This window comes from Streptomyces albofaciens JCM 4342 (genome assembly GCF_008634025.1).
Lineage (GTDB): Bacteria > Actinomycetota > Actinomycetes > Streptomycetales > Streptomycetaceae > Streptomyces > Streptomyces albofaciens.
On sequence record NZ_PDCM01000002.1, the window covers coordinates 1,189,294 to 1,202,043 of the forward strand.

Consider the following 12,750-nt stretch of genomic DNA (forward strand, 5'->3'; position numbering starts at 1 on the left):
CGCTGCATTGACCTGGGTACATTAACCGACGGTCACCGGACCGCCGACCACACCCCGGCCCACCCCGTCGTCGCAGGTCAGCCCGCGAGGCGCCGCGCCAGGTAGGCCGCCGTACGGCTGCCGGGCGAGGCCGCCACCCGGGCCGGGGGGCCGGCGGCCACGATGCGCCCGCCCGCCGTGCCGCCGCCGGGTCCCAGGTCGATGACGTGGTCGGCGCCCGCGACCACGCCCATGTCGTGCTCGACGACCACCACCGTGTTGCCCGCGTCCACCAGCCCGTGCAGCTGCCGCAGCAGCACCTCGGTGTCGGCCGGGTGGAGGCCGGTGGTGGGCTCGTCCAGCAGGTAGAGGGTGTGGCCGCGGTGGGCGCGCTGGAGCTCGGTGGCGAGCTTGATGCGCTGGGCCTCGCCGCCGGACAGCTCGGTGGCGGGCTGGCCCAGCCGCAGGTAGCCCAGGCCCACGTCCTGGAGGGTGCGCAGGCTGCGGGCCGCGGCCGGTACGTCGGCGAGGAAGTCCGCCGCGGTGTCGACCGTCATGCCGAGCACGTCGGCGACGGTGCGGCCGCGGTAGGTGATCTCCAGGGTCTCCGGGTTGTAGCGGGCGCCGTGGCAGGCGGTGCAGGGCGCGTACGTACCGGGCAGGAAGAGCAGCTCGACGGCGACGAAGCCCTCGCCCTGGCAGGTCTCGCAGCGCCCGCTCGCGACGTTGAAGGAGAAGCGGCCCGCCGTGTAACCGCGGGCGCGGGCCTCGTCGGTGGCGGCGAAGACCTTGCGTACGGCGTCGAAGAGGCCGGTGTAGGTGGCGAGGTTGGAGCGCGGGGTGCGGCCGATGGGCTTCTGGTCGACGCGTACGAGGCGGTCGACCGCCTCCAGGCCCTTGGCCCCGGCGAGCTGCGCCCGTGCGGCGCTCTCCTCGTCCTCCTCCGGCCCGGCGCCCAGGTGGTCCGCGACGGCGTCCGCGAGGACCCGGGTGACCAGGGTGGACTTGCCGGATCCGGAGACGCCGGTGACGGCCGTGAAGACGCCGAGCGGGAAGGCGGCGTCCACCGCGCGCAGGTTGTGCAGGGTGACGCCGTGCAGGGACAGCTCCCCGCTGGGCTCGCGGGGCGGGCGCGGGGCCGGCGGCGTGCCGTCGAAGAGGAAGCGCCGGGTCGCGGACTCGGCGACCCGCGCGAGGTCCGCGACGGGCCCGCTGTGCAGAACCCGCCCGCCGTGCTCGCCCGCCCGGGGACCGACGTCCACGATCCAGTCCGCCTGCCGCACGACGTCCATGTCGTGCTCAACGACGAACAGCGTGTTGCCCGCTTCCTTGAGGCGCCCCAGCACGGTGAGCAGCGCCTCGGTGTCCGCCGGGTGGAGGCCCGCCGAGGGCTCGTCCAGGACGTAGACGACACCGAAGAGGCCCGAGCGGAGCTGGGTGGCCAGCCGCAGCCGCTGGAGTTCCCCGGCGGAGAGGGTGGGGGCCGCGCGGTCCATGCTCAGGTAGCCCAGGCCCAGCTCGGTGAGCACGTCGATACGGGCGACCAGGTCCCGGGCCAGGGCGGGCGCCACCCCGTCCCCCGCCGTCTCCGCGGTGGGCCGCAGCAGCTGGGCCAGGCCGCTCAGCGGCAGCCCGGACAGCTCCGCGATGTCGTGTCCGGCGAACGTGACGGCCAGCGCCTCCGGCCGCAGCCGCCGCCCTCCGCAGGCGGGGCAGGCCGCGGAGACCAGGTACCGCTGGACGCGTTTGCGCAGGGTCTCGCTCTTGGAGTCGGCGAAGGTGTGCAGGACGTAGCGCTTGGCGCTCTGGTACTGGCCCTGGTACGGCCGGTGGATGCGGCCGGCTTCCCGTACGGGGTGCACGGTGACGACGGGCTGCTCGTCGGTGAACAGGATCCAGTCCCGGTCGGCGGCCGGGAGGTCCCGCCACGGTTTGTCGATGTCGTGACCGAGCGCGGCCAGCACGTCCCGCAGGTTCTTGCCCTGCCAGGCGCCGGGCCAGGCGGCGATCGCACCGTCCCGGATGGACAGCGAGGGGTCCGGTACGAGCGACTCCTCGGTGACCCGGTGGACGCGGCCGAGCCCGTGGCACTCCGGGCAGGCGCCCGCGGCGGTGTTCGGGGAGAAGGCGTCGGAGTCCAGCCGCTCCGGCGCGTCCTGCGGATACGTTCCGGCGCGCGAGAAGAGCATGCGCAGGGTGTTCGAGAGGGTGGTGACGGTGCCGACGGAGGACCGGGACGTGGGGGCGGAGCGCCGCTGTTCCAGGGCGACGGCGGGCGGCAGCCCGGTGATGTCCTCGACCTTCGGGGCGCCGACCTGGTGGATCAGGCGGCGCGCGTAGGGGGCCACCGACTCGAAGTAGCGGCGCTGGGCCTCGGCGTAGACGGTGCCGAAGGCGAGCGAGGACTTGCCGCTGCCGGACACGCCGGTGAACACCGTGACGGTGTCCCGCGGGATGTCCACGTCGACGTTGCGGAGGTTGTGCTCACGGGCGCCGCGCACCCGGACGTACGAGTCGGTCATGCCTTCCATGATCGGTCACCGTGCGATGGCGGCGCGCGGGCCCGTCCCCACGGTCGGGGTCGGGATCGGGGACGGGCCCGCGGCAGCCGTCACGCGAGGGCGTTGCGCAGTCCCTCGCGAGCCTCTTCCCAGGGGACGGGCGTGGCGATCAGTGCCCGCAGGCCCCTGACCTGGCGGGGCGGCAGGCCGATCGCCAGCACCCCGGTGGCCCGGCCGTCGCGCCCGTAGAGGGCGACGGCCTTCCTGGAATCCGGGTCCACGACCGTGGCCTCGGACCGGTCCGCGCCGCCGAGCACGCCGTACGCCTGGATCTTCAGCCCGTACTGGTCGGACCAGAAGTACGGCACGGGCGTGAAGGGGCGGCGCTCGCGGCCCGCGGCGGGGGCCAGTGCCTCGTCCCCCTCCAGGGACTCCGCCAGTTCGGCGAGGAGGTTGCGGGCGGCGGCCATGCCCTGCTCGGTGGCGTTCATCCGGTGCTCGACGCGCAGGTCGCGGCCGTGCACCGGGTGCTGCCAGCGGGCCACGTCGCCGGCGGCGTAGACGCCGGGCGCGGCGGCGCAGTACGCGTCGCAGCGCAGCCCGTCGGTGGTGTCCAGGGCCGGGTCGCCGTGCAGCCAGCCGACGGCCGGTTCCGAGCCGATGGCGACGAGCACGGTGTCGGCGGGCAGCCGGGTGCCGTCGGCCGTCCGTACGGCGGTCACCCGCCGCGCGGGCCCGTCCCCGTCCGCCTCGAAGCCGTCGACGGCCGCGGTGTGCAGCCGGACGCCGCGCTCGTGGTGCTCGGCCGCCAGCAGCTCGCCGATCTGCGTACCGACCGTACGGGCCATCGGCAGCGCCTCGCGCCCGACGAGCGCGACCTCGTGGCCCAGCTCGCGGGCCACCGCCGCGGCCTCGCAGCCCAGTACGCCGTTGCCGATGACGACCAGGCGGTGTCCGGTGCCGGACAGCCGTTCCTTGAGGGCGAGCGCGTCCTCCAGGGTGCGCAGCGTGTGCACACCGTCGAGCCCGGCCGCCTCCGGGAGGGTGCGGGCCGCGACACCGGTCGCGACGATCACGCCGTCGCAGGCCAGCCGCTCACCGCTGTCCAGGGTGAGGGTGCGGGTCGCGGTGTCCAGGCCGGTCGCCCGGGTGCCCAGCCGCAGGTCGAGACCGAGCGCGTCGAGCTGGTCGGCGGCGCGCAGGTGCAGCTTGTCGGGCTGCCAGGCGCCCTGGAGGAGCTGCTTGGACAGCGGCGGGCGGTCGTACGGCGGGTGGGGTTCGTCGCCGACGAGGGTCAGGGTGCCGGTCCAGCCGAAGCGGCGCAGGGCCTCGGCGGCGGCGAGACCCGCCGCCGAGGCGCCCACGACGGCGATGCGGCGGGGGCTCACTCGTCCACCTTGATGACCGCGGCCGGGCAGATCGCGGCGGCTTCGCGGACGGCGTCGTGCTGGTCGGCGGGCGGCGCGGCGTCCAGGAGGACGACGATGCCGTCCTCGTCGCGCTGGTCGAAGACCTCGGGGGCGACCAGGACGCACTGTCCGGCGGCGCAGCACTTGTCGGCGTCGAGGGTGATGTTCATGGCAGGAGACTCCTGAGGAGGAAGGGGAAGGGGAACGGTCGGCGGGGTGTCACCAGGTGACGGGCAGGGTGTGGCAGCCGTAGATCGCCATGTCGCTGCGGAACGGGATCTCGTCCACCGGGACCGCGGGCCGCATCTCCGGGAAGCGGCGCAGCAGGGTGCCGATGACGACCTGGAGCTCGACGCGGGCCAGGGCCTGGCCGAGGCACTGGTGGATGCCGTAGCCGAAGGCGACGTGGTGCTGGGCGTTGGGGCGGCACACGTCGAGCGCGTCGGGGTCCGCGAAGACCTCCGGGTCGCGGTTGGCGGACGGCACGGCCACCACGACGCCCTCCCCGGCCCGGATGAGCTGCCCGCCGATCTCGATGTCCTCGGTGGCGGCGCGGCGCGGCCCGTTGCGGATGATGCTGTGGAAGCGCAGCAGTTCCTCGACGGCGCCGCGGATCAGGGCGGGTTCGGCGCGCAGCCGGTCCGCGGTCTCCCGGTCGCGCATCAGGGTGAGCGCGCTCAGGCCGATCATGTTGGCGGTGGTCTCGTGGCCCGCGATGAGCAGCAGGGCGGCGAAGGCCACCACGTCGTCGTGGGTGATCTCGCCCGGGACCTGCTGCTCGGTGATCAGGCGGCCGAGGATGTCGTCGCCGGGCGCGGCCTCCTTGGCGCTCACCAACCGGTGCAGGTAGGAGCGGAGTTCCTCCCGCGCGCCCTCGCGCTCCTCGTGGGTGACCGTGCGGGACAGCAGGGTGCCGGTGAGCCGCTGGAACAGCTCGTGGTCGTCGTACGGGACGCCGAGCAGCAGGCTGATGACGAGCGAGGGCACCGGCAGGGCCAGCGCCTCGACGAGGTCCACGTCCTGGCCCGCGCGCTTCTCCATGGCGTCGCACAGCTCGTCGGTCAGGCGCTGGATCTCCGGGCGCATGGCCTCGACGCGCTTGACCATGAACTCCCGGGTGACCATGCGGCGCAGCCGGGTGTGCTCGGGCGGGTCCATGCGGATGAAGCCGCGGTGCTCGGTGGTGGCGCCGCCGGTCATGCCGCTGAGCGGGTAGCCGGGGCGGGTGGTGTCGGAGCTGAACCGGGTGTCGCCGAGGATGGCGCGGATGTCGGCGTAGCGGGTGGCCAGCCAGGCTTCGGTGCCGTCCGGCAGCGAGATCTTGGACAGCGGCGCCTCGGTGCGCAGCCGCGCGAACTCGGCCGGCGGGTCGAACGGGCAGCCCTGCGGCGGCTGCACGGGGAGCGCCGGTGCGGCGGCGGGGGCGGGGGAAGCGGGAGAGGGGGTCATGTCGCTCCTTGGGAGCACGCGGGCAGGGGCGTGCGCCCGGTGTCGGACGTTCACCTAACGCCCGTAAACTTACATGCGTAACGCACGGGTGCGACGGCCGGGGGTGGGCGGGGCGCGCGAGCGCCGGGAGGCCCGGCTCAGCACACCTTCCGGTACGGCACCTCGGGGATGTACGTCTCCCAGTCCGCGCGGGACAGCGAGCCGCCGGCACGGTGGCACACGTCGGCGACGAGCGCGTCCGGCGCGATGCGGTGGGTCGTCAGCGTGACGTGCTGGCCCGCGGCGTACAGCGCCGTGCCGTCCCGGTTGAAGGTGAGGGCCAGGATCTTGTCGCCCGGCGTCGGCAGGGCGGAGCCGAGCGGCTGCTGGGAGGGCACGTCCCACAACTGGAGGCTGCCGTAGGCCCCGGCCACGGCGAGCGTCCTCCCGTCCGGGGAGAAGGCCAGCGCCGAGACGGCCTCGTGCCACTGCTGCTGACGGCCGCCGGTGAAAGCGGGCAACTGGCCGAACCGCCGCCGGATGTCGCCGTCCCACACGGTGACGTTGCCCGTCTCCTCCCCCACCGCGAAGGAGTTCCCGGTCGGGCTGAACGCGTACGCCGTGTCCTGCCGGGTGAGCCGGCGCGGCATCGGTGTCCCCGCGGGCAGCTTGACGATCTCCCCCCTGGTGACGAGCAGCCGTCCGTCGGGACGCAGGGTCATGGGGGAGCCGCCGGAGACGGACAGGGACTTCTCGCGCCGCCGGCTGCCGATGTCCCACACCTGTACCGAACGGACCGAGGACGTGATCAGCCGGGAGCCGTCCGGGCTGAGGACGGCGCCCTCGGTGGGGCTGTTGTCCTGCCCGCCGGCGAAGGCGGCGAGGGTGCGGTGTCCGGGCACGTCCCGCACCGCGACCAGGCCGGGGGACAGGTCCCAGTTCCCGGCGTAGTCGCCGGTCACGCCGTAGGCCACCCGCGTGCCGTCGGCGCTGAAGGACAGCACCTCGTCCGGCTCGATCCGCAACTGGCCCTTGCGCCGGGGGGTCTGGGGCGGCAGCCGCATGTCGGTGGGGCTGTCCACGACCGCGCCGGACCGGGTGTCGCGCGTCTCGAACCGCGCCGTCGGGCCCCGGGTCCACACCAGGCCCAGGTGACGGGCGTCCGGGCTGAACGCCGCGCTCTGCGCTGCCGCCGGAGCCCACCGCGAGGTGGCGGCCGCCGTGAGGTCGAGGCTGCGCACCTGATTCGCGGCCAGGTAGCGCAGGGTGCCGCCGTCGAGGACGATGTCGGCCGGCCCGTCGGCGGACATGGCGCCCCGGAAGACCGGATGGTCCACCTGGCTGGTGCGCCACACCAGCACCTCACCGGGACTCCTGCCGATCAGGAACCTCCCGTCCCTGCTGAACGTGACGGTGCCCAAGGGGGACTGCGCGACCCTCGGCAGCTCCCGCCCCGTCGCCAGTTCCCATCTGCGGAGCCCGTCCCGGGTGACCAGCGCGAAGGTCCGGCTGTCGGGGCTGAAGCGGCCGTTCAGCGGGGTGCACGACTCCCCGGCACGCGCCCGGGACCACGGCGCGGGCAGCGGCTTCTTGTGCGGTACGTCCCACAGCTCGACCGTGCCGCCCGGCGAGCACACGGCCAGCAGCCGGTCGTCGGGGCTGATGGCCGCCACGTTCTCCCATTCACGGCCGCGCCGCGGGAACGCCGGGCGCTCGACGAGGAGATGCTGGTCCCGGGTGTCCCACACCTGGATCGTGCGCGCGGTCTGGATCAGCAGCCGGGCACCGCCGGGGCTGAACTGGACGCCCCACTGGTCCGAGGCGTCCAGGGTCCGGCCGGTCCAGCGCCGCGCGGCGACGTCCCACAGCGCCAGACGGCGGCCGGTGAGCTGGAAGACCACCAGCCGGGCGTCCGGGCTCATCGCGACCGCCGTCATGGCCCGCGTACCGGGCCCCGGGGTCGTCCTGACCTTCCGCCGGGTGCGCACGTCCCAGACGGTGAGGTGGCCGGGCGCCGCGGTGACCACGGTGCGCCCGTCCGCGCTCAGGAACGCCAGGGCGTCGCGGTCGGCCACGTCGAGGCTGTCCGCGAGGGGCTGGGTCCAGGCGCCGGTGAGCGCCGAACGGGTCTCGGCGGTCTCGGCGATCCGCCACGCGGCGACGGACAGCTGCCGCGCCTTGGCCGGCTCGGAGGCGCGCAGGCTCTCCGCGACCGCGGCCACCCGGCGCGCCGCGGCCTGCTCCTGCCGCGCCCGCCCGGCCCGGCTCTGCTGCCAGGCCAGCACGCCGGCCACCAGCGTCAGCGTCACCAGGACGGCCACCGCGCCGACGACGCCCTTGCGCCGCCGGGCCTCCCGGCGCCGGGCGGCGGCACCGGCGGCGAGGAAGTCCCGCTCCGAGGCGGTCAGGTCGGCCGGGTCGGCGAAGGCCTCTTGCGCCGCGGTCAGCTGCGTACCCCGGTACAGCGCGCCCGCGTCCCGGCCCAGCCGCTCCCAGGTACGGGCCGCCTCCGTCAGCCGGCGGTGCAGCCGCAGCCGGTCGCGGTCGGCGTCCACCCAGGACCGCAGGCGCGGCCAGGCGGTGATCAGCGCCTCGTGCGCCAGGTCGACGGTGTCCTCGTCCAGGGTGATCAGGCGGGCCCTGGCCAGGCGTTCGAGGACGACGGTGATGCCCGGCGAGGTCGCCGCGTCCAGTTCGGCGCGGTCCGCGGGCCGCCGGGTGTCGTGCGCGCCCTCGCCGGGCGTGACCAGCCGCAGCAGCGCCCAGCGGGCGAGCCGGGCCTGCTCCGGGGAGAGCTGGGTGTACAGGGTCTCGGCGGTCCGGGCGATGGCGCCCTGCACGCCGCCGACGGCCTCGTACACCTCCAGGGCCAGCGTCCGGCCGCGGCGGTGGCGCCAGGTCTCCAGCAGCGCGTGCGACAGCAGCGGCAGGCCGCCGGGCTGGTCGGCGGTCTCCTCGATGAGCCGGTCGGTCAGCGCGCGCTCGACGATCAGGCCGTGCGCCGCGGCGGGTTTGACGATGGCCTCGCGCAGTTCGGCGGGGCTCATGGGGGTGACCGGCACGGTGGTGTGGCGCAGTGCCTCGGCCAGGGTGCGGTGCTGGAGGCAGTGGCCGTAGAAGTCGGCCCGCAGGCCCAGGACCACGCACAGCCGGCGCGCGGGGTCCTGGGCGTCGAGCAGCAGGTCGAGGAACCGGGCGCGCTCAGCCGGGTCGCGGCAGAGGGTGAACACCTCCTCGAACTGGTCGATGACCAGCCAGGTGTCGCCCGGCCCGGCGGCCGCGGCGAACAGCTGCCGGTGCGTGCCGAACGGCCGGGCCCCGGGGGTGAACGTCCGGATGGCGGCCGGGCACGGGCCGTCGGCGGGAGGGCTCTGGAGACGCGGGATGAGCCCGGCGCGCAGCAGGGAGGACTTGCCGCTGCCGGACGGGCCCAGGACGGCCACCAGCCGGTGCCCGCCCGTCAGGCGCAGCAGCTCCTCGGTGAGCCGCTCGCGCCCGAAGAACTTCTCCCGGTCGCCGGGCTCGTAGCGGGCCAGCCCCTGGTACGGGCGGTCCGTGTCGCCCGGCGCCGCACGGACGAAGGTCTCCTCGGCGAGGCGGTGCCAGCGCGCCGTCCACTCCTCCACGTCGCCGCCGCACGCCTCCACGTACGCGCGGGTCACCGCGAGCGAGGGCAGCTGCTCGCCGGAGGCCGCCCGGGACAGGGTCGCCACCGAGTAGGGCACGCGTCCGGCCATGTCCCGGTAGGTGAGCGGACCGGCCTTGCGCCGCAGCTCCCGCAGGTCGACGGCGAACCGCTCCACGGGCCCCGCGTCCGGGTCCAGCGGCCTCTCCTTGCGCCCCATCCGGCCCTCCCGCCCGCACGCCCGCACCCCCCGGCAGCCGTCACGTTAGGCAGCCCCCGGAGCGCCCGGCAAGGAGCTTGTCCGCCGAACCCGCGGCACCGGCCGGGAGGTCCGGCGCGGCGCCGTCAGCGGCGGCCGTTCATGGCGCGGCGCACCTCGTCGAGGGTGGCGTCGGCGATCGCGTTGGCGCGGGCCTCGCCCTCCCGCAGCACCTGCCGGACGTACCCGAGGTCCCGCTCGTAGGCGGCCCGGCGGGCGCGGATCGGCGCGAGGTGCTCGTTGACCGCCTCGGTGACGCGCTTCTTCAGCGCCCCGGCGCCCGCCGGGCCGATCTCGTCGGCGACCTGCCGGGGGTCGCGGTCCTCGCAGAGGGCCGCCAGCAGGACGAGGGAGGACACCTCGGGGCGGCCGGCCGGGTCGTAGGTGATGTGCCGCTCGGAGTCGGTCTTGGCGCCCTTGACCAGCCGGGCCGTCTCGTCGGCGCCGGCGGCCAGCGCGATGGCGTTGCCGCGGCTCTTGCTCATCTTCGTGCCGTCGGTGCCGAGCAGCAGCGGCGCGGCCGACAGCAGGGCCTCCGGCTCGGGGAAGACGGCGGTGCCCCTGCCGTAGCGGTCGTTGAAGCGGCGGGCGACGGTCCGGGTGACCTCCAGATGGGGCAGCTGGTCCTGGCCGACCGGGACGAGGTTCGCCTTGCAGAAGAGGATGTCGGCGGCCTGGTGGACGGGGTAGGTGAACATCAGGCCGCTGACGGCGGACTGCCGCGAGTGGGCGATCTCGTCCTTGACGGTGGGGTTGCGGTTCAGCTCGGCGACCGAGACCAGGCTGAGGAACGGCAGCAGCAGCTGGTTCAGCGCGGGCACCGCGCTGTGCGTGAAGACGGTGGCCCGGGCCGGATCGACGCCGGCGGCGAGATAGTCCAGGGCCAGGTCCTCGACGTGCCGGGGCAGCTGGTCGGCCACGTCCCGGTCGGTCAGCACCTGGTAGTCGGCGATCAGCACCATCATCTCGACCCCGAGGTCCTGGAGGCGGACCCGGTTGTGCAGGGTGCCGAAGTAGTGGCCGAGGTGCAGCCGGCCGGTCGGGCGGTCCCCGGTCAGCACCCGGAAGCGCCCCGGGTCCGCGCGGATCAGCCGCTCCAGCTCCGCGCTGCGGGCCTGCGCGACGGATGTGCCGAGCGTGTCGGCGGGAGCGGCTTCGGTGGCGAGGGTGCTCGCGGTGGCGTGCGGCGTAGGGCTCATGGTTTCTCCTGGTGGGTGAGTGCCGCCGGCAGGACGGCGGGTGCACCCCGGACCAGGGAACGCGAAAGGGCCGTCCATTCGAACGGCCCGGTCATGCTGAGCAGTGGCCGCTCCTACGGGGAGCGCCACCAGGTCAGACACGACGAACGATGCATGGGGCAACTGTAGCGGGTCGGGCTCCGGGCCGTCGCGGCCGGCCGGATTCCGGCCGGTCCGGGCCCGTACGGGGGCGCGGCTCGTACGACGGACCCCGTGCCGTACGACTGCCGTAAGGCGGGCCCCATGCCGTACGGCGGCTCCCGTCTCAGCCGTCCCGCTCCATCAGCAGGTGCAGGATCTCGTCCACATAGCGGTACAGCCGCCCGGTGTCCTTGGTGCTGGGCATGACCTGCCACAGCATGACCCGGCCGTGCACCGCGGCCCACAGCACGTACGGCGCCTCCTCGCGGGTGCCGCGCACCCGCCACCCGGCGGCCTCGCAGGCGGTGAGGGCGTCGTGCAGGCCCCGCACGAGGCGCCCCGCCGGGTGCCCGGCCAGGCGCTCCGGCTCGACGGGTGTCTGCCGGGTCTCGTACAGGAGGCGGTACTTGGCGGGGTGGTCGACGGCGTAGCGGCAGTACGCGCGCAGCTGGGCGCGGAGCAGGTCCACCGGGTCGTCGGTGCCCGCAGCGGCCGAGGCCTCCGCCATCGCCGCCCGCAGGCGCTCGTAGCTGACCTCCAGCGCGGCCCACACCAGCTCGGTCTTGTCGGCGAAGTGCCGGTAGATGCTGGGCGCGGCGACGCCCGCCTCGCGGGCCACCGCGCGCAGCGACAGCGCGTCCTCGCTGCCGACCTCTTCGAGGAGGCGCTCGGTGGCGCGCAGCAGCTCCTCCCGCAGGCGCTCGCCCTGCCCGCGCGGATTGCGGGGCCGTACGGCCGCACTCTCACCCACCGCCGTTACGCCCCTTCCGCGTCCCGCACCGTCGTCACGTCGTCACCGTGCGCCGGGCGGAGCGGCCGCCCGGCGCGCCCGCCTCCGTCGTGCGCACGTCCGGTGCGGGCCGTACTCAGGGTTTCACATCGCGGAACCGTCCCGGGGCCGGCCGGGGTCCGGGCACCGGCTCCTCAGCCGCCCTCCGTCAGTCCGGCGGCGGCCGCGCCCCGGCTGAGGACCGCCTCGCGGATGCCCGCGCGTACGTCCTCGTGGCCTCCGGTGGCGGCGAGGTTGAGCATGCGCAGCGGCGGCCCGTGGGCGGAGAGCTGGGGGATGAACTCGGCCTTGGTGACCCGCCAGCGCTGCCCCTCCCCCGCGGGCGGCTCGAACCGGAAGCGGGCGATGGTGCCCCAGTTGCCGCGCGGCTTCTCCATGATCCCGGCGATCTGGTCGCCCATGCCGTAGACGACCCAGGTGCCGGCCAGCTTCTCGTACGGCTGCGGGGTGTGCGCGTGGGTGCCGATGACCAGGTCGATGTCCGGTCGGCCGCCGGTGCGCGACGCGGTGAGCGCCTTGGCCACCTTCAGCTGCTGCGCGTCCGGCTCGGTCTGGTACTCGGTGCCCCAGTGCGGGCTGACCACGACGACGTCGGCCCCGGCCCGGCGGGCGGCCCGCGCGTCCGCGATGATCTTGTCGGCGTCGATGACGTCGACCGACCAGGGCTTGCCCTCCGGGAGCGGGACGCCGTTGGTGCCGTACGTGTACGAGAGCTGCGCCACGCGCGCCCCGCCGGGCGCCTTCAGCAGCGCGGGCCGGGCGGCCTCGGCGGCGTCCCGGGCGGAGCCGGCGTGCTTGATCCCGGCCCGGTCCAGCGTGTCGAGGGTGCGCCGGACGCCGTCGGCGCCGTCGTCGAGGGTGTGGTTGGAGGCCGTGGAGCAGGAGTCGTAGCCGGTGGCCTTGAGCGCGTCGGCCACCTGGGGCGGCGCCTTGAAGGCGGGGTAGCCGGTGAAGGGTCCGCCGTCCGGCCCGAAGGGCGTCTCCAGGTGGCAGATCGCCAGGTCGGCGCCCTCGATGACGGGTTTCACGCCGTCCAGGAGGGGCCGGTAGTCGTAGCCGTCGCCTCCGGCGTCCCGGCGCGCCGTGTCCAGTACGGAAGGGTACGAGGCGATCACGTCCCCGGAGGCGGCGAGGGTGAAGCCCGCGGAGGCCCGGTGGCCGGAGTGCTGGGGCGCGGCGGGGCCGGGGCTTCCGGGCGTCCGGGCGGCGGGCCGTCCGGCGCCCTGTTGGGCGGCGCAGCCCACGGCCAGCGATATCAGGAGGAGGACGGCGCCGTACGGTCGGTGCAGGCTCATGCCCTGACGCATAACAGCACAAATGCCGTAATAAACGGATTAACCGACTGGGAGACTCCGCTGGCCCCGCACCGTCCCCCGGCCG

At 75.0% G+C, this 12,750-nt stretch carries 8 protein-coding genes; all 8 read right to left on the bottom strand.

Annotation, left to right across the window (positions count from 1 at the left end; translation table 11 throughout):
* Nucleotides 1-77: 77 nt before the first annotated feature.
* The 8 genes from uvrA to CP973_RS25595 all read right to left on the bottom strand — a co-directional run bounded on the left by uvrA (nucleotide 78) and on the right by CP973_RS25595 (nucleotide 12,665).
* Nucleotides 78-2,501, bottom strand: coding sequence for an excinuclease ABC subunit UvrA (uvrA, locus tag CP973_RS25560; protein WP_150245707.1), 2,424 nt, complete (start codon nucleotides 2,499-2,501; stop codon nucleotides 78-80).
* Nucleotides 2,502-2,590: 89 nt separating this feature from the next.
* Nucleotides 2,591-3,868 carry an NAD(P)/FAD-dependent oxidoreductase gene (locus CP973_RS25565; RefSeq protein WP_150245710.1) on the bottom strand — a complete coding sequence of 426 codons (1,278 nt, stop codon included), beginning with the start codon at nucleotides 3,866-3,868 and terminating at the stop codon, nucleotides 2,591-2,593.
* Complete coding sequence (locus CP973_RS25570) at nucleotides 3,865-4,059, bottom strand: ferredoxin (protein WP_150245713.1); 195 nt, start codon at nucleotides 4,057-4,059, stop codon at nucleotides 3,865-3,867. Before CP973_RS25570 ends, CP973_RS25565 begins: the two co-directional genes overlap by 4 nt.
* A 49-nt stretch (nucleotides 4,060-4,108) precedes the next feature.
* On the bottom strand, nucleotides 4,109-5,338 hold the full coding sequence (locus CP973_RS25575) for a cytochrome P450 (RefSeq protein ID WP_150245716.1): 1,230 nt from the start codon (nucleotides 5,336-5,338) through the stop codon (nucleotides 4,109-4,111).
* A 137-nt stretch (nucleotides 5,339-5,475) separates the two neighbouring features.
* On the bottom strand, nucleotides 5,476-9,162 hold the full coding sequence (locus CP973_RS25580; RefSeq protein ID WP_150245719.1) for an nSTAND1 domain-containing NTPase: 3,687 nt from the start codon (nucleotides 9,160-9,162) through the stop codon (nucleotides 5,476-5,478).
* 125 nt (nucleotides 9,163-9,287) lie between these two features.
* A complete protein-coding gene (gene trpS, locus CP973_RS25585) occupies nucleotides 9,288-10,400 on the bottom strand; it encodes a tryptophan--tRNA ligase (RefSeq protein WP_150245722.1) in 1,113 nt (370 codons plus the stop codon).
* Between the two features lie 304 nt (nucleotides 10,401-10,704).
* On the bottom strand, nucleotides 10,705-11,331 hold the full coding sequence (locus CP973_RS25590) for a TetR/AcrR family transcriptional regulator (RefSeq protein WP_150245725.1): 627 nt from the start codon (nucleotides 11,329-11,331) through the stop codon (nucleotides 10,705-10,707).
* A gap of 173 nt (nucleotides 11,332-11,504) precedes the next feature.
* The gene (locus CP973_RS25595; protein WP_150245727.1) at nucleotides 11,505-12,665 is read right to left on the bottom strand and encodes a CapA family protein; all 1,161 of its coding nucleotides are present in this window, start codon (nucleotides 12,663-12,665) and stop codon (nucleotides 11,505-11,507) included.
* Nucleotides 12,666-12,750: the final 85 nt, after the last annotated feature.